This window comes from Pseudoxanthomonas japonensis, assembly GCF_043632995.1.
Classification (GTDB): domain Bacteria; phylum Pseudomonadota; class Gammaproteobacteria; order Xanthomonadales; family Xanthomonadaceae; genus Pseudoxanthomonas_A; species Pseudoxanthomonas_A japonensis.
The window spans coordinates 121,172-146,136 of the sequence record NZ_CP171633.1 but is presented as its reverse complement, the minus strand read 5'-3'; the positions used below and the strand labels follow the sequence as shown (position 1 = coordinate 146,136).

The following is a 24,965-nucleotide window of genomic DNA, read 5'->3' as shown; positions in this document are numbered from 1 at the left end:
TTCGGTCAGGGTGCGGGTAACGCCGGCGGCGGCAAGCTCGCCTCGATGCGCTGGCGCGCAAACGGGTCGCTGCCGTCGAGGTAGCGCATGGCCGAGTGCACGTCGCGCCAGCCGACGTATTCCATCAACGCCTTCACGTCCCAGCCGTTGGCATTGGCCCAGCCGGCGAAGCCGCGGCGCAGGGAGTGGCTGCTGTAATCCGCCGCATCCGGGAGCCCCGCCGCGGTGAGCAAGCGGCGCAGCAGTGGAATCAGGCTGTTGGGATGCAGCGGCGTTTCGCTGACGCGCCCCCAGCGGTCGATGCCGCGGAACACCGGCCCCTGCGTGAGCTCGGCCGCAGCCGTCCATTCGGCGGTTGCCATCACTGGGCACAACCGCGACAGCGCCGGCACCTTGTAGGTGGTACCCAATGCCTGGCGGTCACCCTTGCTGCGCGGCAGGAAGCAGGTCATGCCTTCGCCCGGGACCAGGCGCAGGTGTTCGACTTGTACGCGGATCAACTCATCGCTACGGAAGCCGCGCCAGAAGCCCAGCAGGATCAGCGATCGGTCCCGGCGATGGCGCAGTTCGTCCGCATAATCGCCGCGGTCTCGCGCCGCCGTGATCGCGCCCGCAAGCCAGTCGTCCACCTGGGCTAGCCGGGTCAGTTGCAGTGGCTCAGCCTGGGTCTCGACCGAAGGGTGCACGGTCTGGATGCCCTTGAGCACTTTGCGCACCAGTGGCGCCCGGGTTGGATCGACGAACCCGTGCTCGCGGTGCCAGTGCGCGAGAGCGGCCAGCCGCTGTCGCAACGTGTTGTTGGCCAACTGTGCGGCATGATCAGCCAGGTAGCGGGCCACGCTGTCCGGCGTGGCCGGCAGGTGGCCGCCCCATTCGACCTCGAAGTGCCGCAGCGCCGAGGCGTAGCTGCGCTGCGTGTTCTCGCGCTCGGCGGCCTCCAGGTACCGTTCCAATGTCATGGGCGGCACACCGGATCGGTGCACGAAGTCGAATCGTTGCCCGGGTGCCGCAGCGCCCCCAGGATGGTGCAGGTGCCGCGCTCGCCGCCCGCGCACTGGGCGATCACGCCCTCCAACTCGCTGGCCATTCGGGTCAGCGCCTCGATCCGCTGATGGATGTCGGCCAGGTGCGCCCGGGCCAGCACATCGACGTTGCCGCACGACAGCTTCGGATCGTCGTTCAAGCGCAACAGGCTGCGGATCTCCTCCAGACTGAAACCCAGCTCGCGCCCACGGGTGATGAAGCGCAGCCGTTCGACGTCGCCCGGCGTGTAGGCGCGGTAGCCGCTCCCCGTTCGCGTCGGTGGTGGCATCAGTCCGACCCGTTCGTAGTAGCGGATGGTTTCCAGGTGGCAGCCGCTGGCGACGGCAGCTTCACTGATTTTCATTCGCATTCTGCTTGACTCTGTAGTGGCTACGGACTTTACGCTGAGCCTGTGCCCGCTGCCACCCCGGCCGCGGCCTGCTGCGTTCGTGCCCATGCCCCTGCCGATTACCCTGATTCGATCCAGTCTCTTCGCCCTTCTGCTCGGGTGGGCCGCGCTGCTGCCGGTCCGCGCCGAATCGCCGGCAGCCAACCCCCGCCAGACCTGGCAGATGCTCGACTACATCGCGGTGGACTATGCCGGCGCCGTCCAGGGCGGCCGTGTCGTTGCCCCCAGCGAATACGCCGAGATGCAGGAGTTCGCCGGTGCGGTCCGCACGCAACTGGCGAGCTTGCCTGCGACCCCGAAACAGCCGGCGCTGCTGGCGCAGGCCGACCGGCTGGCGGTGGCGGTGGCCACCAAGGCCGAACCTGCGCAAGTCGCGGCGCTCGCCCGCGGGCTGGCCGACGACCTGCTGGCCGACTACCCCATCGGGGCGGTGCCGACCTCTCCGCCGGAACCGACACGAGCCACGGCGCTCTACGCCCAGCAATGCGCGGCCTGTCACGGCCCAAGTGGACGCGGCGACGGTCCGGCCGCCGCCGGGCTGGATCCGCCGCCGATCGCTTTCACCGATGCCGACCGCGCCGCCCAGCGCACGCCGCTGGCGCTGTACGAGGTGATCTCGCAGGGCGTGCCGGGCACCGGCATGGCCAGCTTCGCTGGATTGCCCGACGCTGACCGCTGGGCGCTGGCGTTCTATGTGGGCAGCCTGGCGTACTCGCCGCAGGCCCGTGCCGACGGTGAGGCGCTATGGCGCAAGAATGCCGACGCGCATGGCCGCATCCCCACGCTGGAAGCGCTGACCCGCACCCGCGAAGCCGACCTTGCGACGAGTCTGCCCGCGACACAGGCCAACGCCATCGTTGCCTACCTGCGTTCCCGGCCGCAGGCCGTCAACGAACCGGTGGCCGGCGCCGGTCCGCTGGCATTGGCCCGGCAGCGACTGGCCGACAGCCAGCATGCCTACGCCGCCGGCGATATCGCACAAGCCACGACGTTGGCGTTGTCGGCCTACCTCGATGGCGTGGAGCCGATCGAGCCGACATTGGCCGCGCGCAACACGGCACTGCTGCGCGACATCGAAACCGCCATGGCCCGCTATCGCACCCAATTAGGGCGCCGAACGGCCCCAGCGGACATCGCCGCGCAGGCGACAAAGATCAATGCACTGTTCGATCGCGCCGAGGCGGTACTGCAGGATTCGCACACGGACACGACCACTGCCTTTCTCGGCAGCTTCACCATTCTTGTGCGCGAGGGGCTGGAAGCACTGCTGATCGTGATCGGCATGATCGCGTTCCTGCGCAAAGCCGAGCGCCGCGAAGTGCTGCCCTATGTGCATGCCGGTTGGGCCGGCGCCTTGCTGGCCGGCGCGGTGACATGGGCGGCGGCGACCTACCTGGTGGACATCAGCGGCGCCAACCGCGAAGTGACCGAAGGCGTGTCGGCGTTGTTCGCCGCCGCCGTGCTCCTGAGCGTGGGCATCTGGATGCACCAGAAGAGCCTGGCTGGCCGCTGGCAGCACTACCTGCACGCGAAGCTGTCGGCGGCGTTATCGCGGCGCTCGGCGGTCTTCCTGTTCGTGCTCGCGTTCGTGGCGGTGTACCGCGAGGTGTTCGAGACGATCCTGTTCTACATCGCGATGTGGAGCGAACAGGCCTCCGCCGCCATCCTCGCGGGTCTGGTGGCGGGCAGCGTGGTCCTGGCCGCCGTGGCGTTCTGGATGTTGCGCGTGAGCAAGCGCCTGCCGATCGGCCGGTTCTTCTCGATCAGTTCGATCCTGATCGCGGTACTGGCGGTCATCCTCGTCGGCAAGGGCATCGCCGCCCTGCAAGAGGCCGGTTGGGTATCCCAGGCCTTGGTGCAGGCGCCGCGCATCGAATGGCTGGGCATGTATCCGTCCTGGCAATCGTTGCTGGCACAGGTGGTCGTGGCCATCGCCGCGGTGGTCGGATTCATCGTCAACACCCGGTCCGCACCGGTACCGGCACATAGCCCCAAGACCCAAGCAAGAGGGATAGATCAATGAGTGACTGCGGCTGCCACCACGAAGCCAAGAATTCCCGCGAACGTCGGGTGCTATGGATCGCTCTGGGACTCAACGCCGCGATGGCGGTCATTGGCGGCATCGCCGGCTGGATCGCGCAATCCACCGGCTTGCTCGCCGATGCGCTGGACATGCTGTCCGATGCCACCGCCTACACGATCGGCTTGATCGCGATCGGGCGAACGGCCCGCTTCAAGGCCAATGCGGCCTGGCTCAGCGGCAGCATCTTGCTGGTGTTGGGCATCGGCGTGCTGGTCGAGGTCGGTCGACGGGTCATGTACGGCGCCGAGCCGCTCAGTAGCTGGATGATCGGCACCGCACTGTTGTCGCTGGCGGTCAACGTGAGTGTGCTGCGCATGTTGGCGCCACTGAAATCCGGCGAGGTGCATCTGCGGGCGACCTGGCTCTTCACCCGCGCCGACGTGGTGGCCAACCTCGGCGTGATCCTGGCCGGTGTGCTGGTGCTGTGGCTGGATTCCCCGTATCCGGATTTCGTTATCGGCGCACTGATCGGCTTGTATGTGATCAAGGAAGCCGTCGAGATCCTGGGTGATGCGCGCCGCGCCCAACGTGAGGCCAAGGCGTGAGGCGCTGGCGGACGTTACGTCGCCGCTTCGCGGCAACGCTGATCGCAATCTGCAGTGCCCTGGGTATACAGGCCCAGGCCGCACAACGTTTGACCTTGGATGACGCCATTGCTCGCGTGGCGCAGATGCACCCGGAGATTCGTTGGGTGGAGGCTCGCACGGTGGTGTTGGCCGCCGAGCGCGAGCGGGCCGAGCAACGCCCGCCCTGGATCGCCGGCGCCGAGGTCGAGAACGCGTTCGGCACAGGTCATGCCCGTGGTTTGGACAGCGCGGAGTTGACCCTGACGCTGGCCTCGGTCCTGGAGCGCGGCGGCAAACTGGACGCCCGGCGCACCCTGGCGCAAAGCCGCATTGATGCGATGGCCGTGCAGCGGGAATCCCGCCGGCTGGATCTGCTGGCCGAGACCGCGCGGCGTTACTTGGCGGTCGTGGCCGCGGAGCGTAGCCGGACGCTGGCGGAGGCCGACATGGCGCAACGTCAGCGCACCGTGGCAGCGGCGCGGCGGCGACTTCAGGCCGGCGCCTCGCCGGAATCGGTGCTTCTCACGGCACAGGCGGCACTGGCCCGAGCCGAACTCGCACGCGACCGGGCCGAGCAACAGAGAACGGCCGCCCGCCAGCACCTGGCCGCACTCTGGGGCGAACGCGCCCCCACCTTCGACTCGGTCGCCGGCGACCCGCTGGCCTTGCCGACCATCTCACCGTTGCAAACGCTGGCAGCCGAGCTGGAACGCACCCCCGAACTCGCCCAGTTCGCCGGCGAGCGCCGCATTGCCGAAGCGCGCCTGCAGCTGGCGCGCACGGCGGCGACGCCGGACCTGGAATGGCAAGTCGGTATCCGACGGCTGCAGGAAAGCGACGACACCGCCCTCGTGGCGGGGGTGTCGATGCCGCTTGGTAGCCGCGCCCGCGCGCAACCGGAAATCCGCGCCGCCGACGCCGAACGGGAAGCGTTGTCGATCGAGCGGGAGGCCAAGGGCCTGTCGCTGTACTCGACGCTGGTCGAGGCGCACGGTCGTTACACCGCAGCGCAGGTCGAAGTAGCGCGCTTGCAGCAGGACGTGCTGCCCAAGCTCGCTCGCGCCGAACAGGCCGCCGAGCGCGCCTACCGCGCAGGCGCCATCAGCTACCTGGAATGGGCGCAACTGCAATCCGAGCGGACCGCGGTCCGTCAGCAACAACTCGATGTCGCGCTCGATGCGCAGCGCGCCCTGATCGAAATCCAGCGCCTGACCGGTCAGGCGCTCGTGACCGCGCCGACAGCCGCTTCGTCTGGAGATATCGCCCCATGATCCATCCGCGTTGGCCCGCCTTGGGCCTGGTCGTGTTGTTGGCCGCCTGCAGCGCCTCGGCGCCCGAGCCCGAGACCGCCGAAGCCCAGGAAGTGGGCGAGCACGAAGAAGCGCCGCAGCACACCACGATTCCGGCCAAGACCGCGCACGCCGCCGGCATTCGCATCGCCGCCGCCGGTCCCGGCATCATCGCCGACGAGCACGAAGTACAAGGCTTGCTGACTCCCGTCGAAGGACGCGTTGCGCAGGTGACCGCACGGTTCCCGGGACCGGTGCGTTCGGTGCGCGCCGGCGTTGGCGACCGCGTGCGCGCCGGCCAGGTGCTGGCGAGCGTCGAGAGCAACCTGAGCCTGACGACGTATTCGATCACCGCGCCGATCAATGGCGTGGTCATGGCCCGCACAGCCGCGGTGGGCATGTCCGCGGTTGAAGGCGCGCCGCTGTTCGAGATCGCCGATCTGTCCACGCTGTGGGTGGACCTGCACATCTTCGGTGCCGACGCCCAGCACATCAGTGCCGGAGTACCGGTGACCGTGACGCGCCTGAGTGATGGCGTGTCCGCGAATACCACGCTGGAGCGCGTGCTGCCGGGGACGGCGACCGCAAGCCAGAGCACGGTCGCCCGGGCCACCGTGGTCAATGTCGATGGTTTGTGGCGCCCAGGCTCGGCGGTGAAAGCTCGTGTCACCGTGGATCGTCAGCCAGTGACGCTGGTGGTGCCGATCACCGCCTTGCAGACCGCCGAAGACCGGGATGTCGTTTACGTGCAGCAAGGCGACACGTATCGCACCCGGCCGTTGACGCTGGGTCGGCGCGATGCCGAGCGCGTGGAAGTACTGGAGGGCCTCAAGGCCGGTGAGCACGTGGTCGTGGCGCAAAGCTTCCTGGTCAAGGCGGACATCGAAAAGTCCACCGTCGAAGAAGAGGAGTGAGCGCGGCCATGCTGGAACGCCTCATTCGTTTCGCCATTCGCCACCGCTGGCTGATGCTGGTGCTTACCGCCGCGCTGATCGCGCTGGGCGTGTGGAGCTACCGGCACCTGCCGATCGACGCCACGCCCGATATCACCAACGTCCAAGTCCAGATCAACACGCAGGCACCGGGCTACTCACCGCTGGAGGCCGAACAGCGCGTGACCTACACGATCGAAACGGCGATGGCCGGGTTGCCGAAGCTGGACTACACCCGCTCGCTGTCGCGCTATGGCCTCTCGCAGGTCACCGTCGTGTTCCAGGATGGCACCGATCTGTATTTCGCCCGCCAACAGGTCGCCGAACGCCTGCAGCAGATTGCCTCGCAGTTGCCCGGGGACCTGGACCCGGAACTCGGTCCCATCGCGACCGGCCTGGGCGAGATCTTCATGTACACCGTGGAGGCCGAGCCCGATGCCCGCAAACCCGACGGCACGCCGTACACGGCCACCGACCTGCGCACCCTGCAGGATTGGGTGATCCGGCCGCAGTTGCGCAACACGCCAGGCGTGACTGAGGTCAATACCATCGGCGGCTTCGAGCGGCAGATCCACATCACTCCGGATCCCGCGCAGCTCGTGGCCTTGGGCTTCACGCTGGATGATGTGGTTCAGGCCGTGGACCGCAATAACCAGAACATCGGCGCCGGCTACATCGAACGCAACGGCCAGCAGTTCCTCGTGCGCGTGCCCGGCCAACTCGCGGACCTCAAGGCGATTGGCAACATCGTGCTGGATCGGCGCGACGGCGTGCCCATCCGGGTGCGCGATGTCGCGACCGTGGCCGAAGGCAAGGATCTGCGCACCGGCGCGGCCACCCAGAACGGTCACGAGGTGGTGGTCGGTACCGCTTTCATGCTGTTCGGCGCCAACAGCCGCGAGGTGTCCCGCGCCGCGGCTGCGAAACTGGAGGCCGCCAACGCCAGCCTGCCGGCGGGGGTGCACGCCAAGCCGGTCTACGATCGCACCACGCTGGTCGACCGCACCATCGGCACGGTCGCCAAGAACCTGATCGAAGGCGCATTGCTGGTGATGCTGGTGCTGTTCCTGCTGCTGGGGAACGTCCGCGCATCGTTGATCACGGCGGCGGTGATTCCGCTGGCCATGCTGTTCACCATCATCGGCATGGTCCGTGGCGGCGTCTCAGGCAATCTGATGAGCCTGGGCGCGCTCGACTTCGGCCTGATCGTCGACGGTGCGGTGATCATCATCGAGAACTGCCTGCGCCGCTTCGGCGAGGCGCAGCATGCGCTCGGCCGCGAACTCAACGACGAGGAACGCTTCGACGTGACGGCCTCGGCCACGACCGAAGTGATCCGGCCCAGCTTGTTCGGCCTGGGCATCATCGCCGCGGTGTACCTGCCGATCTTCGCGCTGTCGGGCGTGGAGGGCAAAATGTTCCACCCGATGGCCATCACCGTCGTGCTGGCGCTGACGGGCGCGATGATACTGTCGCTGACCTTCGTGCCGGCGGCGATCGCGACCTTCCTGCGCGGACGCGTGGCTGAGCACGACAACCGATTGATGCGCTGGTCGCGCGCCCGCTATACGCCACTGCTGGAGTGGGCATTGCGCCAGCGCGTGGCGGTTCTGGTTGGCGCTGCGGTACTGGTGCTCGGCAGCGGCTTGCTGGCGACGCGCCTGGGCTCGGAGTTCGTGCCGAGCCTGGATGAAGGCGACATCACCCTGCAGCCGCTGCGCATTCCGGGCACAGGCCTGGAGCAGTCGGTGGCCATGCAGAAGACGCTGGAGCTGCGGATGCGGCAGTTCCCCGAGGTGGCCAACGTGTTCTCCAAGATCGGCACGGCCGAGGTGGCCACCGACCCGATGCCACCGTCGATGGCCGATACCTTCCTGATGCTCAAGCCGCGCGAGCAATGGCCTGATCCGCGCAAGCCCAAGACGGAGCTGATCGAGGAGCTGGAAGCCGCGGCCCGCGAGATTCCCGGCAGCAACTACGAGTTCACCCAGCCCATCCAGATGCGCACCAACGAGCTGATCTCTGGCGTGCGTGCGGACGTGGCGGTGAAGGTGTACGGCGATGATCTGGAGCGCCTGACGCGGGTGGCCACGCGCATCGAACGGGTCATGCGTCAGGTGCCCGGTGCCGAGGACGTAAAGGCCGAACAGGTCACCGGCCTGCCGCTGCTCACCGTCACGCCCGATCCGGCTGCGCTGGCGCGCTACGGTCTGAACCCGGGAGACGTGCAAAACACCGTCGCCACGGCTGTCGGCGGCACCGTTGCCGGACAGCTGTTCGAGGGCGATCGCCGCTTCGACCTGGTGGTGCGTCTGCCCGAATCACTGCGGCAGGACCCGGCAGTGCTGGCCGATCTGCCGATCCCGTTACCGGCCACCATTGATGCCGACGCCGACGAATCCAGCCGCGTCGCGACCTGGCGCAGCGGCGCGCCGCGCACGGTGCCCTTACGCGAGGTCGCCCGGATCGAGGTGCAGCGCGGTCCGAACCAAGTCAACCGCGAGAACGGCAAGCGTCGCGTGGTGATCACCGCCAACGTGCGCGAGCGCGACCTGGGCGGCTTCGTCGGAGAACTGCGCACGCGCATCGGGCGCGATGTGAAGCTGCCCGAGGGCTACTGGGTCGACTACGGCGGCACCTTCGAGCAGTTGATCTCGGCCAGCCAGCGGCTGGCGGTGGTAGTGCCGGTGACGTTGGCCATCATCTTCGCGCTGCTGTTCATGGCCTTTGGCTCAGCCAAGGACGCGGCGATCGTGTTCAGCGGCGTGCCTTTGGCCCTGACCGGGGGCGTGGTCGCGCTTGCGTTACGCGGCATTCCGCTGTCGATCTCCGCCGGCGTCGGCTTCATCGCGCTGTCCGGTGTGGCCGTGCTCAATGGCCTGGTGATGATTGCCTTCATCCGCCGTCTGCGCGAGCAAGGCGATCCGCTGGACGAAGCCGTTCGGGATGGCGCGCTCGGCCGATTGCGACCGGTGTTGATGACCGCACTGGTGGCCTCGCTGGGCTTCCTGCCCATGGCACTGAATGTCGGCGCCGGTTCGGAAGTGCAGCGGCCGCTGGCCACGGTGGTCATCGGCGGCATCCTGTCCTCGACGGCCTTGACCTTGCTGGTGCTACCGGTGCTGTACCGTTGGATGCACCGCGCAACGCAAGGGCAAGCGCCGATCGCGACGCGTTGAGGGCCACCCATGAGCGATGCGGATGTCGAAGCGGTGCGCCTTGCGATGTTCGTCCATTCCGGCGTAAAGGCCGTTGACGAGCCCTGCCTCTATCGCACCTCCGATGGCGAATTGGGCCTCTCGGCCACGGTGACCGTTGCCGCACCGGATGTGGACTTGGCCGTGGTTCGAGCCACCGTGGAAAAGGTGCTGGAGGAGCAGTTCGGCATCCGCGAAGTGGACCTTTGGTTCAAGGACCCGGGTCCGCTGCCGGTGTTGGCGCCGGGCGGACTGCTGGAGAAGAAGTGATGGATCACCGCCTGTCGCGCGATCCATCCTGGCCCGGAAACGCATGGCGACCGGCGTCGCCATGCGTCTGCACAAGACTCACTGGGCCGGTTCGATCCGGGTGATCGTCGCGGCCATGCCTTGGGTGGTGAACTCAAACTGTACTTTCTGCCCGGCCTGAACCGAAGCCACCTGCTCCGGCGCGGCCTTGAAGCCCATCGTCATCGCCGGCCACTTCAACGCCTCGACCGGACCGTGGGCGATGGTGATCTTGCCGGCGGCAGCATCCACCGATTCGATGGTTCCCATCGCCATGGCCGTGGTCGCCGCTTGTGCATCACCGGCCATTTGCTTGTGCTCGGCTTCGGACATCTGCATGTCGTCGGCGCTCGGGGCGGCGGCGGGCGGCGCCTCCATCGGCATCGACTGCTGCGCGGCCTCGGGCATGGGCTGATCCTCGGCGTTGCCCGGCGGTTGCGAACAGGCGGCCAGCAGGACGGTGGTAAACAGAACGGCTTGAAGTTTCATGTTGCTTTTCCTTGGTGGGTGTGGCTGGGTGAAATTGCGGGGTGACACGATCGACCGTCACAAGCGCTCAGCGGGGCTGTGCATCGCCCAATTCCGGATATACGTAGTCATGGCGACGCGCCTTGCCTTGCACCAAGCGAGCCTCCACGCAGCGCCCGGAAACCGAGGTTCCGATTTCCGCCTTGCCGACACGGCGTTCGCGGAAGGTGAGTGCGAACTTGGGATTGCCGAACTGCTCGCGGCGCACCAACTGGACCTGCTGGCCGGCGGCGGGAGCCGTGGCATGCGGATCGAGGCAGACCTGCAGGTCGCCATCCGACACGGACGCGATCGTGCCGATGCGATACGCCGGATTCAGCGAGGCGCAGGCGCTCAGCACTCCAACGACGGCGGTGAGGAAAACTATGTGGAAAAGACGTTTCATGATGGATCTCCGGTTCAATGGATGAGCGAATCGTGCGCGCCGCTCATGTCGCGGTGCCCGCCTTATTGACGGGCGAAGCAGGACGGGTCAGGGATCGGCCGCGCAGCAGCCGGAAGGCGGCCGGAATGACGAGCATCGACAGCAACGGCGCGGTGACCATGCCGCCGAGCATCGGCGCGGCGATGCGCTGCATGACTTCCGAGCCGGCGCCCGCGCCGATGAACAATGGGAACAGGCCGGCAAGGATCACCGCGACCGTCATTGCCTTGGGGCGCACGCGCAGTACCGCGCCTTCGCGGATGGCCGCTTCCAGCGTCGCGAGGGTTTCCGGTTCACCGACCGCCAGGCGACGCTCCCAGGCGTGCCGCAGGTACAGCAGCATGATCACGCCGAACTCGGCGGCGACACCGGCCAGGGCGATGAAGCCGATCAAGGTCGCGATCGACACCGCATGGCCCAGCACCCAGATCAGCCACAACCCGCCGACCAGGGCCAACGGCAGACTGAGCAGGATGATCGCCACCTCGCCGAAGCGCCGGAACACCAGCCAGATCAGCAGGAAGATGATCGCCAGCGCCGCGGGGACCACCCACTGCAATCGCGCCAGTGCCCGCGCCAGGTACTCGTACTGGCCCGACCAGGCGATGCCGTAACCAGGCGGCAGCTGGATGTCCTTCGCGGTGCGTTGCTGCAGGTCCTTCACTACCGAGCCCAGATCGCGGCCGGCGACATCGACGAAGACGTAGCCGACCAGGCGGCCGGCCTCGCTCTTGAGCATCGGTGGGCCGGGCGTCAGCGTCAGATCGGCCACCTGTCCCAGCGTAAGTTGCACGCCGCCCGGGGCGACCAGCGGCAACTGCGCCAGCGCCGCCAGCGAATCACGCTGCCCGCGCGGATAGCGCAGCACGATGGGATAGCGCTCGCGCCCTTCGATGGTTTCGCCGATGGGATCGCCGCCGACCACCGTGGCGATGAGCTTCTGCAGATCGGCCTGGCTCAGGCCGTAGCGGGCCGCGACTTCCGGGCGGATGCGCACGTCGACGTAGCGGCCGCCGGTCACGCGCTCGGCCAGTGCGGAACTTACGCCGGGCACCGTTTTCGCCAGACGTTCGAGTTCGTTGCTGATCTGTTCGATGATGCGGGTGTCCGGCCCCGACACCTTGATCCCGATCGGGCTCTTGATGCCGGTACTGATCATGTCGATGCGGTTGCGGATCGGCGGCACCCACAGGTTGGTCAGGCCCGGGATCTTCACCGCGGCATCCAGCTCCTGACGCAGCTTCTCCGGCGTCATGCCCGGCCGCCATTGGTCGCGCGGCTTGAACGTCACCGTGGTCTCGAACATCTCGATCGGCGCCGGGTCGGTCGCGGTATCGGCGCGGCCCGCCTTGCCGAACACGTGCGCGACCTCCGGCACGGTCTTGATCATGCGGTCGGAGAGCTGCAGCAACTGCCCGGATTTCCCCGCCGACAGCCCCGGTAGCGCCGTGGGCATGTACAGCAAAGTGCCTTCGTCCAGCGGCGGCATGAACTCGCTGCCGATGCGCGCATACGGGATGGCGGTGAGCAGCAGCAACAGGCCGCTCAGGCCCAGGGTCAAGCGTGGATGCCGCAATACCCAGTCCAGCACCGGCCGGTAACCCGCGATCAGCACGCGGTTGACCGGATTCGCCTGTTCCGGCCGGATGCGGCCGCGGATCAGGTAGCCCATCAGCACCGGGATCAGCGTCACCGACAGGCCGGCCGCGGCCGCCATCGCATAGGTCTTGGTGTAGGCCAGCGGCGAGAACAGCCGGCCTTCCTGTGCCTGCAGCGCGAACACCGGTACGAACGAGAGCGTAATCACCAACAGGCTGGCGAACAGCGCCGGGCCGACTTCGGCGGCCGATTCGGCCATCAACTCCCAGCGTTCCTCGCCCTCCGGGTCGCGCCCGTGGGTCTCGCGCCAGTGCTCCAGGTGCTTGTGCGCGTTCTCGATCATCACCACCGCGGCGTCCACCATCGCGCCGATGGCGATGGCGATGCCGCCAAGAGACAGAAGATTGGCGGTGATGCCCTGGTAGCGCATCACGATAAAGGCGGCCAGCACGCCGAGCGGCAGCGTGACCACGGCGACGAAGGCCGAACGCAGGTGCCACAGGAACAGCGCGCACACCAGCGCGACCACCAGGAACTCCTCGCCCAGCTTGTGGGTGAGGTTGCGCACGGCATCAAAAATCAGCTCGGAGCGGTCGTAGACCGGCACGATCTCCACGCCCTTGGGCAGGCTGGCCTGCAACTGCTTCAGCCGCGCCTTGACGTTCTCGATCGCACTCAGCGCATCCTTGCCGGTGCGCAGCACGATCACGCCGCCGGCGACCTCACCCTCGCCATCGAGTTCGGCGATGCCGCGGCGGAAGGTCGGCCCACGGGTGATCGTCGCCACTTCGCCCAGCAGCACCGGCACGCCGGCGGCAGTGCTGCTGATCGGTACACGCTCGAACTCCTCGCGGCTGCGCAGATAGCCCTCGCTGCGCACCATCAGCTCGGCTTCGCCTTGTTCGATCACCGAGCCGCCGGTGGCACCGTTGGCGGCGTCGACCGCATCGATCACCTGCGCCACGGTCAAACCGCGAGCCGCCAATGCCTGCGGATCGGGCACGATCTGCCACGCGCGCACCATGCCGCCGACGCTGGCGACTTCGGCCACGTCGGGCACGGTCTTCAACTCGTAGCGCAGGAACCAGTCCTGCAGGGCGCGCAGCTGGCCGAGATCGTGCTGGCCGGTGCGATCGACCAGCGCGTACTCGTAGATCCAGCCAAGGCCGGTAGCGTCGGGACCGAGCGCGGGACTGACGTCCGCCGGCAGGCGGTCGCGGACCTGGCTCAGGTACTCCAGCACCCGCGAACGCGCCCAGTACAGGTCGGTGTCGTCGTCGAACAGGATGTAGACGAAGGAATCGCCGAAGAACGAGAAGCCGCGGACCGCCTTGACGCCGGGCACCGACAGCATCGTCGTGGTCAGCGGATAGGTGACCTGGTCCTCGACGATGCGCGGCGTCTGGCCCGGCCACTCGGTGCGGATGATGACCTGGGTGTCGGACAGGTCGGGCAGCGCATCCAGCGGCGTGTGCTGCACCGACCACAGGCCGGCGGCGGCCAGCAGCATGGCCGCCATCAGCACCAGGGCGCGGTTGGCGATGGAGGCACGGATCAGGCGGGCGATCATGGCTGATCTCCCGCGCGCTCTTCGATCCGCTCAAGCCGTTCCACCGTCAGTCCCTTGGTGTCGGAACGGACGAAGACGCGTACGCGGTCGCCGGCCTTGATGTCCTTGGCCACGTCCGGGTTGGCCAGCGGGAAGGCCATCGTCATGCCCGGCATGTTCAGCGTCTGGAACGGGCCGTGTTCGAGGGTGATCTTGCCGCCCCCGATGGACTCGACAGTGGCCTGCGCTTCATGCAATACCGGTTGGGCCGCAGCTTCGGGCGCCTTGGCCGTTTCGAGACGTCCAAGCAACCCCGACAGGCTGGCCTCCGAGTCGATCAGGAACTGGCCGGACACGACCACGCGTTCGCCGCCCTTGAGTCCGGCGAGGATTTCGGTGCGGCCACCGCCGCTGCGCCCGGTGCGTACGCGCACCGGCTGGAAGCCGCCTTGGGCGTCCTGCACGATCACCCGGCTGTCCGTACCGGTGGCGATCAGCGCTTCGGTCGGCACCAGCGGCACCGGCGCGCCGCCTTCAGGCTGCACCGTCACTTCGGCGAACATGCCCGGCGCCAGCACGCCGTCGGGATTGCGCAGCACGATGCGGGCCTGCTGCGTCCGGCTGGCCATGTCGACCTGCGGCAGCAAGGTCTCGACTTCACCGGCAAAGGTCTGCCCCGGCACCGCGCTGACGAGTGCCTCGACCGGCGTGCCCGGTCGCAACCGTGCCGCATCGGCCTGCGGGATCGCCGCCTCCAGCCACAACGTGACGGTGCCGTTGACGCGGAACAGCGGCGTGCCGGGCATCACCGCCTGGCCTTCGCGGGCCAGCACCTCGGTGACGACACCGTCGTGCGGTGCGCTCAAGGTCACGCTGCCGTCGCGGGCCAGGCCGCTGGGCACGCCGAGCACGCGCAGCCGCTGTTGCGCGGCCGACTGCAGTTCCCGCGCCGCGGCCGATTGCGCCTGCCGTAGCGCCTGCGCTTCGGCCAGCGCACTGCTCCAGCCCGGGGCCAGCAGCGAAGCCAATGCCTGCCCCCGAGCGACCTTCGTGTACGGTGCCTTGACCTGCACCCAGCTCACCAGCCCTTCGGTCACCGCGCTGACCACGGCTTCCCGGCGCAGGTCCCAGGCCAGCGTGCCCGGCACGCGCACCGTCGCCGTCAACCGGCCGACCTCGACTTCCTCGGTGCGGATGCCCACGCTCTGCCGCAGGCCCGGATCGATGCTGACGCCACCGCCAGCCACTTCGTCGGCGTACTTCGGGACCAACTGCATGTCCATGAAGGGCGACTTGCCCGGCTTGTCGAAATGCTGGTCCGGCACCATCGGGTCGTACCAGTACAGCACCTTGCGCTCGCCAGCCTCGGTCGTCGGCGCATCGGCCATCGCCATGTCGTGGCCGCCGCCTCGCTGCGCCCACCAGTAGCCGCCGGCCAGGCCGACAACCAACAGGGCGGCGGCGGCGGCGATCAGCGCCACTCGATTCGTCGTGTACGTCATGGTGAGTGTTCCTCTTCGGGCAGCAGGTAGACCAGCGCCGCCCAGGCGCGGCCGAGTTCGCCCAGATGGCGGGCGTGTTCGAGGTGCAGTTCGATTTCGTCGCGGCGCGCTTCCAGCCACGGCTGCAGATCGGCGCCGGCGGCGTAGGCGGCCAGTGCGGTCTTCGCGCGGTCGCGGGCCAGCGGAAGCGATTCGGTTTCCTTGCGCGTCACCTGGCGCTTGAGGCCCTCCCATTCGGCCAGGGTCATGCGCACGCGCTCGGCCTGCGCACGACGGGCGTCCTCGCGTTCGGCAGCCACCGCGTCCAGTTCGGCACGCCGCGCGGCCACGCCGCGGTCCTGCCGATTGCGCGTGAACAACGGCAGGTCGATCGCGAACTCGACCATCAGCATGTCGCTGCGCGGCACGCCTTCGGGGGTGCGCTCGCGTTGGCCGTAAGTGACACCAACGCTCCAGTCCGGTCGCTTCTCGGCGATGGCGGCATCGACTTCGGCTTCGGCGACCGCCTCACGCGAGCGCCAGGGCAGCAGCGGCCCTTGTCGATCAACCGAGGCCAGCAGCGTGGCCGGGGCCACCGGCAGCGCCATCAATTCGGGCGGTGCGCCTTCGATGCGAAGCGCCGCAGGTTCTTCGCCCAGCCAGCGCGCCAGGCTGGCACGCGCGGCTTCCAGCGTGGCCTCGGCGGCGTCGATGCGGTTTTCCAGTTCCAGCGCGGCGTTCTGCGTCGCCATCGCATCGACCGCCGAACCGGTGCCGCCGGCGAGCCGTGCCTTGGCGGAACGGACGGCCACGGCGGTCGGTTCCCGCAGGGCTTGCAACGCTGCGAGTTCCCGTTGCGCCGCCCACAGGGCGATCCACGCTTGCGCCACCGCCTGACGCACCGCAAGTTGCTCGGCCTCCGACAGCGCCTGCGCCTGTTCGACGGTGCGGTCGGCCACCGCCTGACGCGCCTGGCGTTTGGCGCGTGCCGGGAATGCCTGCATCACGCCGATCTGCTTCATGGTCATGTCGTCGGCGCGGAAGTCGAACGCGTCGGTGCCGGTGACCGGCCAGTTGGCAAGACCGAGTTTCAGCTGGGGATCGGGCAATGCCGCCGCGCGGGCGGCTTCTTCGCGACCCGCCGTCACTTGCGCCTGGCGCGCCTGGAGCATGGGCGCGCGCTCAGCCGCGATGCGCAGTGCATCGTCAAAGGAGAGATCGGTCGCCGCGGACCAACCGGGAACAAGAACCAGGCCGAGGGCGAGCCACCATGTGGCAGGCCAGCAGCGGGTGCTGCACCAGCGGCGCAGCGGAAAAAAAAGGGTATCCGGAATCTGGTGTGGGTTTCAGGGTTTATGGCTGTTGTAGCTCTCATTTCAAAAGACGGATTCTAGTGTTGGAACCGAGAACGAGCATGCTAAGCTAGAAACCGGATTTCAGTGTGGGCTCGCCCAGGTGTTGAGTGACCGATTTTCTGCAGTTGCGTAGCCTCAATACACTTGAAGTCGTAGGCGATGACGAGCGCTATGTCGTCAAGGCTGAAGGCGTTGCGCCAGTGGCAACCTGCCCGCTGTGCAAGGTCGGACGTTTGCACGGTCACGGCTCACAAGAGCAGTCGTTTCAGGATACGCCGACGCACGGCAAGCCGGTCGTGGTGTTCATCCAGCGCAGGCGATATCGCTGCATCTCGTGCAATAAGACGCTCTTCGAGCCTGTCGCCGATCTCGACAGCAAGCGTCAAGCCACGGCCCGCCTGGTGCGTTATATCCGTAAAGAGAGCTTCACCAAGACCTTCGCGGCGCTGGCGCGCGAAGTGGACTTGGACGAGAAGACGGTCCGCCACGTCTTTGACGACTTCATCGAGGAGTTCGAGGCCAAGGTCCGGTTCCGGACGCCCCGCATCCTGGGGATCGACGAGCTCAAGATCATCGGCCAGTACCGGGCGATGATCACCAACATCGAACGCAAGACGGTATTCGACCTCCGGCCGAGCCGGGCCAAGGCCGACCTGTTGCCCTATTTCCGCAACCTGCGGGACAAGGACACCATCGAGTGGGTGGCGATGGACATGTACCACGTTTACAAGCAGGTGGTGCGTGCCACGCTGCCGCAGGCGCGGATTGTGGTCGATCGTTTCCATATCCAGCGGATGGCCAATGACGCGCTGGAGAAGCTGCGCAAGCGCATTCGCAAGGATCTGCCGGCTCGGCAGCGCCTCAAGCTCAAGGATGAGCGCTTCCTGTTGCTCAAGCGGCAGCACGATCTGAAGGGCGCAGACATGACACGGGCCCTGGAATGGTTCCGCCAGTTTCCCCAGCTCGGGGAGGCGCACGCCCTCAAGGAAGGCTTCTTGTCGATCTGGGATCACAAGAGCCGTCCGGAGGCTGAAGCGGCATGCGCGACGTGGTTAGGCAACATTCCACCGGAGCTGGCGGCCACGTTCAAGGATCTGACCACCGCCGTGCACAACTGGCACGACGAAATCTTCTCTTACTTCGAACAACCCATTACCAATGCCTATACTGAATCCGTCAACCGACTGGCCAAAGACATGAACCGCATGGGCAGGGGCTACAGCTTCGAGGTGATTCGGGCGCGGATGCTCTACAACGAGAAGGCGCGCAAGGACGGGGCCGTAGTCGAGACCGTAGATGTCGATGATGACCAGGTATCAACGAACTTCGAGTTCCAGCGAATGACGATGGCATCGATCCGCAAGAAGCAGGTCAGACGCGTGGTCGAATATGGACCTTACATTCCGACGTTGGTGCGGCTGCTCGAAGAGGGGTATTTCGAGTAAACCTTGACCCATCGCACAAGCCCCGAAGCTTCAACCTGGGTGTTTGGCTCAACGGATGAAGCTGAGCATTTGGGCCTGAACGCTCAGCACAGCACTACCCCGCGCAGCAGGACAGTTGCTTCACATCCTTGGTGAAAGTCTGCGCTGCGAGCTTCAGTCCCTCGACCATGGTCAGGTAAGGGAACAACTGGTCGGCCAGCTCCTGCACCGTCATCCGTGCCCGGATGGCGAGCGCGGCCGTCTGAATCAGTTCGCCCGCCTCGGGGGTCACCGCCTGCACACCGAGCAACCGGCCAGTGCCGGCTTCCGCGACCAGCTTGATGAAGCCACGTGTGTCGAAGTTGACGAGCGCCCGGGGCACGTTGTCGAGTGTCAGCGTGCGGCTGTCGGTCTCGATGCCGGCATGGTGTGCTTCGGCTTCGCTATAGCCCACGGTGGCGACCTGGGGATCGGTGAACACGACCGCCGGCATCGCCGTCAGGTCCAGCGCCGTGTCGCCGCCGGTCATGTTGACCGCGGCGCGGGTACCGGCCGCCGCTGCGACGTAGACGAACTGCGGCTGGTCGGTGCAGTCGCCCGCGGCGTAGATGTGCGGTGTGCCGGTGCGCATCCCATTGTCGATGATGATGGCGCCCTGCGCGTTGACCGCGACACCTGCCGCGTCGAGATCCAAGGCGCGGGTGTTCGGTGTGCGGCCGGTGGCGACCAGCAGTCGGTCAGCGCGCAGTTCGCCGCGCCCGGTCGTGAGCACGAATGCTCCGCTTGCAAAGGCCACCTCACTGGCCTGCGTGTGCTCCAGCACTTCGATGCCTTCGTTGCGGAACGCGGCCGTGACGGCTTCACCTATAATGGGATCTTCGCGGAAGAACAGCGTGTTGCGCGCCAGGAGAGTCACCTTGCTGCCGAGTCGGGCAAAGGCCTGCGCGAGTTCGACCGCCACCACCGACGAACCGATCACCGCCAGCCGCTCGGGAATACGGTCGCTGACCAGCGCCTCGGTGGAGGTCCAGTAGGGGGTGCCCTGCAAGCCGGGGATCGGCGGAATCGCCGGGCTGGCGCCGGTGGCGATCAGGCAGCGGTCGAAGGCGACTGCGCATTCGCCGCCTTCTGCCAGTTGCACGTTCAGATGGCGGTCGTCCAGGAAGCGGGCGTCGCCGCGTAGCACGGTGATGGCGGGAGTGCTGGCCAGAATACCTTCGTACTTGGCGTGACGCAGTTCGTCGACGCGCTCCTGCTGCTGCGCCAGCAAACGCTCGCGCAGGATCGCCGGCGAAGCGGCCGCAATGCCGTCGTCGAACGGACTCTCGCGCCGTACATGGGCGATATGCGCGGCACGGATCATGATCTTGGACGGTACGCAGCCGACATTGACGCAGGTACCGCCGAGGGTGCCTCGCTCGATCAAGGTGACGCGCGCTCCTTGCTCGACGGCTTTCAGCGCCGCCGCCATCGCCGCGCCGCCACTGCCAATCACAGCGACGTGCAATGCCGGCTCTGCATCTCCGCGCTTCGGCTCGCCGTTTAACCCGCCCAGCGTCTTGTTCAACAGGTCCGCAGGCTTGCTCGGCATGTCGGCAGCCTGCGCCCGGTAACCGAGTGCAGACACGGCGGCGACCAGCGGTGCCATCTCCAAATCGGCGCCCGCATCAGCCGTGATTTCAGCCCGCCGTTGCGGATAGGACACCGCTGCCGAACGCACACCGGGCACCTTCTCCAAAGCTTGCCGGACGTGCTCGGAGCACGCCCCGCAGGTCATGCCATCGACGTGCAGTGTGATCGCCTCGGTCATGGGACGATCACTTCTTGACCGTGGAAGGGTAGCCTGCGTTCTCGGTGGCTTTGGTCAAGGCGGCTGGCGTCGTCTTGGTGTCGTCGTAAGTCACCACCGCTTCCTTGGGCTCCCAGGTCACCTTGGCTTCAACGACGCCTTCGACCTTGGACAACGCCTTCTTGACCGTGATCGGACAGGTGGCGCAGGTCATGCCCGGTACCGACAGCGTGACGGTTTTGGTGGCGGCCCAAGCTGGAGCGCTCAGGGCTACAGTCAAAGCGAACAGTGCGACAAATTTCTTCATGACAGTCTCCTTCAGTAGAACAGGGGCATGACGTAGGGGAACGCGAGGGCGATCAGTACCAGGGCGGACACGATCCAGAAAATCACCTTGTAGGCTGTTCGCACCTGGGGCACGGCACACACGTCGTCCGGTGCACAGGCGCGGGCGGGCCGGAAGATGCGGCGCCAGGCGAAGAACAGCGCGACGAGCGCGGCGCCGATGAAGATCGGCCGATACGGTTCGAGCGCGGTTAGGTTGCCGATCCAGGCGCCAGAGAAGCCTAGCGTGATCAGCACCAGCGGGCCGAGGCAGCAGGTCGAGGCAAGGATGGCGGCCAAGCCGCCGGCAGCCAGTGCACCGCGGCCGTTGCTAGGTTTTGCCATGAGGGTCTCCTTCCGGGACTTTGCGTGATGCGCTAACGTTACTTCCGTAGCCAAGTACGGAGTCAAGCGCCATGATGAACATCCCGGAAACCCTGACCATCGGGGCCTTCGCCAAAGCAGCCGGGGTCAACGTGGAGACCATCCGGTTCTATCAGCGCAAGGGCTTGCTGCTGGAGCCGGATCGGCCCATCGGCGGCATCCGCCGCTATGGGCCGACGGACGTGGACCGGGTGAAGTTCGTGAAGTCCGCTCAGCGCTTGGGCTTCAATCTGGACGAGGTTGCGCAATTGCTCAAGCTGGAGGACGGCACCCATTGCCACGAGTCCGCCGACCTCGCGGCAGCGCGGCTGGCGGATGTGCGCCTGCGGCTGGCCGATCTCCAGCGCATGGAGTTGGCGCTATCCCAATTGGTCAAGGCATGCAGGTCGAGCCAAGGCAAGGTGACCTGCCCACTGATTGCTTCCTTGCACCGACATGCGCCAGCAGGAAAAACCCACACTGAAGGCTTGAAACGGACGAGCCTGCGAAACTAGAAACCTACAAGCAAGAACAGTCAGACAAGCAAGTGCTTTAGCTGTCGTCCCACACTAAAATCCGGATACCCAAAAAAAAGGGACATGAGACCTCCGAACACGCAACGACGAGCGCGCCGCCGAATCCGGCAGCGCGGGAACGAGTCACGCTCGGGGTCTAGATCTGCAGGCTACAGAAGCGCTGCGCCGGCGGCGGATCGGACCGGCAGGTGGGGACATCTTCGTAGTACTGGGCTTCAACCGGCGGCAGCAAGGCCGCGGTCAAAGCGAAGTGCAGCGGTGGCAGGGCCAGCGAAGGCACCTGCGGCGCCTTGAGGTCCGGGCTGGTGACGTGGTCGCGCAGGCAATGCTGGTCGCACAGCGCCGGCGCCTGCGGATCGGGCATTTCCATGCCTTCGCAGCCGGCCATGACCATCTGCGGTTCCGGGGGCGTTTCGTTGATGGGACACGCATAGGCGGCCAGCGCAGCCTGTTGGAACAGCAGCGCCAGCAATGCCAGCCAGGCAAAGCGCAGGCGCAGCGAGCGAGCCCGGAATGCGCGCAATTTCATCGGCGCCCCTCACGGCACAACGCGGCCGCCGGGCGAACAAGCGCCACAGTCAGGCTTCGCGTCAGCAAGGGCGAGGATAAGGGCATCGCAAATCAGTGTACCGCGGACTGTTCGGTGTAGAGGTGAAAAGCACGTCGAAAGTTCCACAGATGTACTTATGTCAATTATGTAGGATACTCTACCAATGAACTGGCTCATCATGGTTCTCTCCCTGCCTACCGAGAACGCCACGGTGCGCCAACGGGCTTGGCGCTCGCTCAAGGCGGCGGGTGCCGCGGCCCTGCGGGACGGCGTTTACGTGCTGCCGGCGGCGGCGGAGCACCGTGCCGTGCTCGAAGCGGTGGCGGTCGATGTGACCGGGGGTGGCGGTGTCACCCATCTGCTGACCGCCCAGACCACCGACGAGGCGCCCTATGTGGCTCTGTTCGACCGCAGCCGGGACTACACCGAGCTGCTGGCCGACGCCACCCGGCTTCGTCAAAGCCTGCCCGACACCACGCCGTCAGAGGCGTTGAAGCGCACACGCAAGTTGCGCAAGGCCTTCGAGTCGATCACCGCGATCGACTTTTTCCCGGGCGAAGCACGGCGCCAGGCCAGGGACACGCTGGCCGAGCTGGAAACGGCCTGCGCCCGGCTGCAAGCGCCGGACGAGCCGCATTTCGTGGCTGGTGCGATCCAACCTCTGCCCGTCGCCGACTACCAGGGCCGTCTATGGGCGACGCGGCAGCGTCCGTGGGTGGACCGGCTGGCCAGCGCCTGGTTGATCCGCCGCTTCATCGATCCCGAGGCCCGCTTTCTGTGGCTCGCCCATCCGGCCGACTGTCCGCCGGAGGCGCTGGGGTTCGACTTCGATGGCGCGACCTTCAGCCACGTCGGCCACCGCGTCACCTTCGAGGTGCTCGCCGCCAGCTTCGGTCTGGAACACGGCCCCATCGCACGCATGGGTCTTCTGGTGCACTACCTCGACGTGGGCGGGGCGCCGCCGCCGGAAGCGCCGGGCGTGGAAAGCGTCCTGGCGGGGTTGCGCGACACCGTGGCCGACGACGACCAGTTGCTGGAACGCGCCTGCGCCGTGTTCGACGGCCTGCTGGCCAGTTTCCGCAGCAACGGGAGCACAGCGTGATCGCCTCCCGCTCAATCGACGCGCGCTCGCGATGCAGGAATGCGATGCGCCCGCACCTTTCTCCTCAAGCTCCCGTGACCACGAGATGACCATGACTCCACCGATCGACACCCAACGCCGTCATGTACTGAGTCTGGCCGCTGCGGCCCCCCTCGCACTGGGAGTCGCCAAGGCCGCCCATGCCGTTCCGACTTCGGAGACCACCGCCATGCCCAATCCCGTCCCTGCACCCAGCAGTGCCCCCGCGCTCAAGCCGCTGCCGTTCGACCCGGCCAAGCTGAAAGGGCTGTCGGAACGCCTGATCCGCTCGCATTGGGAAAACAACTACGGCGGCTCGGTCAAGGCGCTGGCCGTGACGAAGAAGCACCTTGCCGAGGCGCTGGCCGCACCGGACATGCCGCCGTACCTCTACAACGAACTGAAGCGGGAACACCTGCTGCGCACCGGCTCGGTGGTGCTGCACGAGTACTACTTCGACAACCTCGGCGGCGGCGGCGGTCAGGCCGATGCGGCCAGTCGCAAAGCCCTGGCCGAGGCCTTCGGCAGCTTCGATGCGTGGGAAACCGAGTTCCGCCGCATGGGCACAGGGCTGGGCGGCGGCTCGGGCTGGGTGGTGCTCGGCTTCAACACCCACACCCGCCAGTTGGAGAACTACTGGATGGCCGATCACGCGCATGGCCCGGCGGCCACGCTGCCCATTCTGGTAATGGACATGTACGAGCACTCCTACCAGATGGATTACGGCGCCGCGGCCGCCAAGTACGTGGATGCGTTCTTCCAGAACATCCAGTGGGAAACGGTGGCGCAGCGACTGGAGGCTTGCTGCAGGCCCTCGGCTGCCTAGCTCCAATGTTCGCCAGTCCGATAGCCAATGAGCGCAATCCCTAACCCTGTGGCAGCGAGTGGGACCGGCGATACGCCCACCTACACGGTGCCGCGCGAGCCGTGGCTGCGGCTGTTCCTGCGGTTCCTGCGCTTCGGCGCGTTGGCCTGGGGTGGTCCGGTGGCCCAGATCGGCATGATCCGGCACGAGCTGGTGGACGAAGAGCGCTGGATCAGCAGCGCCCAGTTCAACCGGGTGCTGGCGGTCTACCAGATCCTGCCCGGGCCGGAGGCGCATGAGTTGTGCGTGTACTTCGGGATGCTCTCGCGCGGCCGCTGGGGCGGTGTCCTGGCCGGCCTGGGCTTCATGCTGCCCGGGTTCGTGCTGATGTTCGCGCTCTCGTGGGCGTACGTGCGCTATGGGCTGAAGACCGACGGCGTGCTGGCCGTGTTCGCGGCGGTGCAGGTGGCGGTGGCGGCGCTGATCGTGCGCGCCGTGTTCCGCATCGGCGGCCATGTCGTCACCGATCGCTGGCTCTGGGCGATCGCGGTTCTCGCGGCGGGCGCACAACTGGCCGGTGTGCACTTCGCGCTGATCCTCGCCGTGGGCGGGATCATTTACCTGATGGCACGTCACGGCCTGAGCACCGCCGCGCTGGGTGTGATCGCACTGGCGGCCGCCGGAACCGTCGCGTTCGCGGTGCGCAACGGCGGCCTGGCCGGACTGGACGCCCTGAGTCACGCGGGCGGACCGAGTGCGGCCGTCGCGCAGGCGACGGTACCGCTCCTGCTGTTGTTCTGGTCCGGGTTGAAGGCCGGCCTGTTGACCTTCGGTGGCGCCTATACCGTCATTCCGTTCCTGCAGCGCGATGCCGTGACCCAGGGCGCGTGGATGAGCAATGCCCAGTTCCTCGACGGCCTTGCCCTATCGGGATTGCTGCCGGCGCCGCTGATCATCTTCTCGACCTTCGTGGGCTACCTCGGCGGCGGGCCGTGGGGCGCCGTGGCGATGACCGCGGGCATCTTCCTGCCGGCCTTCGCCTTCACCCTGCTGGGTCACGATGCCCTGGAACGCCTGGTGCATCAGCCGCGCATACGGCTGTTCCTGGAGGGGGTGACGGCAGGCGTCGTCGGCCTGATTGCGGGAACGACGCTGGCCCTCCTGCGCGTGAGCCTGACGGGTCTGGAGGCGTTGATCCTGTTCGCGATCGTCCTGGGCGTCCTGTTCGCTTCCAAGGCGCGGCTGCTCATTCCGGCCGTGATTGCGGGCGCCGCCCTGTGGGGCTGGGTGTCGCAGGCACTTGGCCACTGAACCGGTTCGGTCGGGCGACA

General features: G+C 67.0%; 21 protein-coding genes and 1 pseudogene. 11 read left to right on the top strand and 11 right to left on the bottom strand.

The annotated features are described in order from the left end of the window. Positions 1 to 8: 8 nt before the first annotated feature. Together ACGHX3_RS20200 and ACGHX3_RS20195 are read right to left on the bottom strand one after the other, a co-directional pair. Positions 9 to 959: pseudogene (locus ACGHX3_RS20200) on the bottom strand (site-specific integrase); the annotation flags it as partial. Next, positions 956 to 1,387: a helix-turn-helix domain-containing protein gene (locus ACGHX3_RS20195; RefSeq protein ID WP_115857984.1), complete on the bottom strand. Its 432-nt coding sequence runs from the start codon at positions 1,385 to 1,387 to the stop codon at positions 956 to 958. The pseudogene ACGHX3_RS20200 and the gene ACGHX3_RS20195, both read right to left, overlap by 4 nt. A 91-nt stretch (positions 1,388 to 1,478) precedes the next feature. Between ACGHX3_RS20195 and ACGHX3_RS20190 the strand changes: the two genes are divergently transcribed. Genes ACGHX3_RS20190 through ACGHX3_RS20165 form a run of 6 tightly spaced genes read left to right on the top strand, consistent with a single transcriptional unit; the run spans position 1,479 to position 9,769 of the window. After that, positions 1,479 to 3,455, top strand: a complete 1,977-nt coding sequence (locus tag ACGHX3_RS20190) for a cytochrome c/FTR1 family iron permease (protein ID WP_115857985.1) — start codon at positions 1,479 to 1,481, stop codon at positions 3,453 to 3,455. Beyond that, positions 3,452 to 4,060 carry a cation transporter gene (locus tag ACGHX3_RS20185; RefSeq protein WP_115857986.1) on the top strand — a complete coding sequence of 203 codons (609 nt, stop codon included), beginning with the start codon at positions 3,452 to 3,454 and terminating at the stop codon, positions 4,058 to 4,060. Before ACGHX3_RS20190 ends, ACGHX3_RS20185 begins: the two co-directional genes overlap by 4 nt. A gap of 38 nt (positions 4,061 to 4,098) precedes the next feature. Continuing rightward, on the top strand, positions 4,099 to 5,352 hold the full coding sequence (locus ACGHX3_RS20180; protein WP_379605948.1) for a TolC family protein: 1,254 nt from the start codon (positions 4,099 to 4,101) through the stop codon (positions 5,350 to 5,352). After that, positions 5,349 to 6,284 (top strand): efflux RND transporter periplasmic adaptor subunit, encoded by a 936-nt coding sequence (locus ACGHX3_RS20175; protein ID WP_394697342.1) that lies wholly within the window; start codon positions 5,349 to 5,351, stop codon positions 6,282 to 6,284. Before ACGHX3_RS20180 ends, ACGHX3_RS20175 begins: the two co-directional genes overlap by 4 nt. 8 nt (positions 6,285 to 6,292) lie before the next feature. Next, positions 6,293 to 9,481, top strand: coding sequence for an efflux RND transporter permease subunit (locus ACGHX3_RS20170; protein WP_394697341.1), 3,189 nt, complete (start codon positions 6,293 to 6,295; stop codon positions 9,479 to 9,481). Positions 9,482 to 9,490: 9 nt separating this feature from the next. Next, positions 9,491 to 9,769 carry a hypothetical protein gene (locus ACGHX3_RS20165; RefSeq protein WP_394697340.1) on the top strand — a complete coding sequence of 93 codons (279 nt, stop codon included), beginning with the start codon at positions 9,491 to 9,493 and terminating at the stop codon, positions 9,767 to 9,769. 78 nt (positions 9,770 to 9,847) lie between these two features. On the opposite strand, the gene ACGHX3_RS20160 is transcribed toward ACGHX3_RS20165, so the two are convergent. From ACGHX3_RS20160 to ACGHX3_RS20140, 5 genes are all read right to left on the bottom strand, one after another. Continuing rightward, positions 9,848 to 10,276, bottom strand: coding sequence for a copper-binding protein (locus tag ACGHX3_RS20160; RefSeq protein ID WP_394697339.1), 429 nt, complete (start codon positions 10,274 to 10,276; stop codon positions 9,848 to 9,850). 67 nt (positions 10,277 to 10,343) lie between these two features. Beyond that, positions 10,344 to 10,700 (bottom strand): hypothetical protein, encoded by a 357-nt coding sequence (locus ACGHX3_RS20155; RefSeq protein ID WP_394697338.1) that lies wholly within the window; start codon positions 10,698 to 10,700, stop codon positions 10,344 to 10,346. 43 nt (positions 10,701 to 10,743) lie between these two features. Continuing rightward, complete coding sequence (locus tag ACGHX3_RS20150) at positions 10,744 to 13,908, bottom strand: efflux RND transporter permease subunit (protein WP_394697337.1); 3,165 nt, start codon at positions 13,906 to 13,908, stop codon at positions 10,744 to 10,746. Next, positions 13,905 to 15,389: an efflux RND transporter periplasmic adaptor subunit gene (locus ACGHX3_RS20145; RefSeq protein ID WP_394697336.1), complete on the bottom strand. Its 1,485-nt coding sequence runs from the start codon at positions 15,387 to 15,389 to the stop codon at positions 13,905 to 13,907. Before ACGHX3_RS20145 ends, ACGHX3_RS20150 begins: the two co-directional genes overlap by 4 nt. Then, entirely contained in the window at positions 15,386 to 16,621 is a 1,236-nt protein-coding gene (locus tag ACGHX3_RS20140) for a TolC family protein (protein WP_394697555.1), read from the bottom strand. The genes ACGHX3_RS20145 and ACGHX3_RS20140 overlap by 4 nt, the downstream gene beginning before the upstream one ends. A 209-nt stretch (positions 16,622 to 16,830) precedes the next feature. Here ACGHX3_RS20140 and ACGHX3_RS20135 point away from each other — a divergent pair, with 209 nt between their 5' ends. Continuing rightward, positions 16,831 to 18,168 carry an ISL3 family transposase gene (locus tag ACGHX3_RS20135; protein ID WP_062351793.1) on the top strand — a complete coding sequence of 446 codons (1,338 nt, stop codon included), beginning with the start codon at positions 16,831 to 16,833 and terminating at the stop codon, positions 18,166 to 18,168. Between the two features lie 94 nt (positions 18,169 to 18,262). Here ACGHX3_RS20135 and merA read toward each other — a convergent pair whose 3' ends face one another. From merA to merT, 3 genes are read right to left on the bottom strand one after another with little or no spacing between them, the layout of a single operon-like run. After that, on the bottom strand, positions 18,263 to 19,957 hold the full coding sequence (gene merA, locus ACGHX3_RS20130; RefSeq protein WP_394697545.1) for a mercury(II) reductase: 1,695 nt from the start codon (positions 19,955 to 19,957) through the stop codon (positions 18,263 to 18,265). Between the two features lie 7 nt (positions 19,958 to 19,964). Further along, positions 19,965 to 20,243, bottom strand: a complete 279-nt coding sequence (gene merP, locus ACGHX3_RS20125) for a mercury resistance system periplasmic binding protein MerP (protein WP_028839823.1) — start codon at positions 20,241 to 20,243, stop codon at positions 19,965 to 19,967. Between the two features lie 11 nt (positions 20,244 to 20,254). Next, on the bottom strand, positions 20,255 to 20,605 hold the full coding sequence (merT, locus tag ACGHX3_RS20120; RefSeq protein ID WP_046621378.1) for a mercuric ion transporter MerT: 351 nt from the start codon (positions 20,603 to 20,605) through the stop codon (positions 20,255 to 20,257). A gap of 71 nt (positions 20,606 to 20,676) precedes the next feature. On the opposite strand from merT, the gene merR reads away from it, so the two are divergent. Continuing rightward, positions 20,677 to 21,138: an Hg(II)-responsive transcriptional regulator gene (merR, locus tag ACGHX3_RS20115; RefSeq protein ID WP_062351790.1), complete on the top strand. Its 462-nt coding sequence runs from the start codon at positions 20,677 to 20,679 to the stop codon at positions 21,136 to 21,138. Positions 21,139 to 21,295: 157 nt separating this feature from the next. Here the strand turns inward: merR and ACGHX3_RS20110 are convergent, their stop codons facing one another. Next, a complete protein-coding gene (locus ACGHX3_RS20110; protein WP_394697550.1) occupies positions 21,296 to 21,688 on the bottom strand; it encodes a hypothetical protein in 393 nt (130 codons plus the stop codon). 184 nt (positions 21,689 to 21,872) lie between these two features. Here ACGHX3_RS20110 and ACGHX3_RS20105 point away from each other — a divergent pair, with 184 nt between their 5' ends. The 3 genes from ACGHX3_RS20105 (at position 21,873) to chrA (ending at position 24,945) form a co-directional block, all read left to right on the top strand. Further along, complete coding sequence (locus tag ACGHX3_RS20105; protein WP_394697549.1) at positions 21,873 to 22,811, top strand: chromate resistance protein ChrB domain-containing protein; 939 nt, start codon at positions 21,873 to 21,875, stop codon at positions 22,809 to 22,811. A gap of 208 nt (positions 22,812 to 23,019) precedes the next feature. Further along, positions 23,020 to 23,655: a superoxide dismutase gene (locus tag ACGHX3_RS20100; protein ID WP_394697548.1), complete on the top strand. Its 636-nt coding sequence runs from the start codon at positions 23,020 to 23,022 to the stop codon at positions 23,653 to 23,655. 27 nt (positions 23,656 to 23,682) lie between these two features. Then, the gene (gene chrA, locus ACGHX3_RS20095; RefSeq protein ID WP_394697547.1) at positions 23,683 to 24,945 is read left to right on the top strand and encodes a chromate efflux transporter; all 1,263 of its coding nucleotides are present in this window, start codon (positions 23,683 to 23,685) and stop codon (positions 24,943 to 24,945) included. The last annotated feature ends 20 nt before the right edge of the window (positions 24,946 to 24,965 follow it).

Bases quoted from the DNA above. Each gene is read 5' to 3' on its own strand.
- ACGHX3_RS20195 (WP_115857984.1), bottom strand. From the start codon at position 1,387: ATGAAAATCAGTGAAGCTGCCGTCGCCAGCGGCTGCCACCTGGAAACC.
- ACGHX3_RS20150 (WP_394697337.1), bottom strand. From the start codon at position 13,908: ATGATCGCCCGCCTGATCCGTGCCTCCATCGCCAACCGCGCCCTGGTG.
- ACGHX3_RS20105 (WP_394697549.1), top strand. From the start codon at position 21,873: ATGAACTGGCTCATCATGGTTCTCTCCCTGCCTACCGAGAACGCCACG.
- ACGHX3_RS20160 (WP_394697339.1), bottom strand. From the start codon at position 10,276: ATGAAACTTCAAGCCGTTCTGTTTACCACCGTCCTGCTGGCCGCCTGT.
- ACGHX3_RS20100 (WP_394697548.1), top strand. From the start codon at position 23,020: ATGCCCAATCCCGTCCCTGCACCCAGCAGTGCCCCCGCGCTCAAGCCG.
- ACGHX3_RS20185 (WP_115857986.1), top strand. From the start codon at position 3,452: ATGAGTGACTGCGGCTGCCACCACGAAGCCAAGAATTCCCGCGAACGT.
- ACGHX3_RS20110 (WP_394697550.1), bottom strand. From the start codon at position 21,688: ATGAAATTGCGCGCATTCCGGGCTCGCTCGCTGCGCCTGCGCTTTGCC.
- chrA (WP_394697547.1), top strand. From the start codon at position 23,683: ATGAGCGCAATCCCTAACCCTGTGGCAGCGAGTGGGACCGGCGATACG.
- ACGHX3_RS20145 (WP_394697336.1), bottom strand. From the start codon at position 15,389: ATGACGTACACGACGAATCGAGTGGCGCTGATCGCCGCCGCCGCCGCC.
- ACGHX3_RS20165 (WP_394697340.1), top strand. From the start codon at position 9,491: ATGAGCGATGCGGATGTCGAAGCGGTGCGCCTTGCGATGTTCGTCCAT.
- merT (WP_046621378.1), bottom strand. From the start codon at position 20,605: ATGGCAAAACCTAGCAACGGCCGCGGTGCACTGGCTGCCGGCGGCTTG.
- merA (WP_394697545.1), bottom strand. From the start codon at position 19,957: ATGACCGAGGCGATCACACTGCACGTCGATGGCATGACCTGCGGGGCG.
- ACGHX3_RS20190 (WP_115857985.1), top strand. From the start codon at position 1,479: ATGCCCCTGCCGATTACCCTGATTCGATCCAGTCTCTTCGCCCTTCTG.
- merR (WP_062351790.1), top strand. From the start codon at position 20,677: ATGATGAACATCCCGGAAACCCTGACCATCGGGGCCTTCGCCAAAGCA.
- merP (WP_028839823.1), bottom strand. From the start codon at position 20,243: ATGAAGAAATTTGTCGCACTGTTCGCTTTGACTGTAGCCCTGAGCGCT.
- ACGHX3_RS20155 (WP_394697338.1), bottom strand. From the start codon at position 10,700: ATGAAACGTCTTTTCCACATAGTTTTCCTCACCGCCGTCGTTGGAGTG.
- ACGHX3_RS20170 (WP_394697341.1), top strand. From the start codon at position 6,293: ATGCTGGAACGCCTCATTCGTTTCGCCATTCGCCACCGCTGGCTGATG.
- ACGHX3_RS20175 (WP_394697342.1), top strand. From the start codon at position 5,349: ATGATCCATCCGCGTTGGCCCGCCTTGGGCCTGGTCGTGTTGTTGGCC.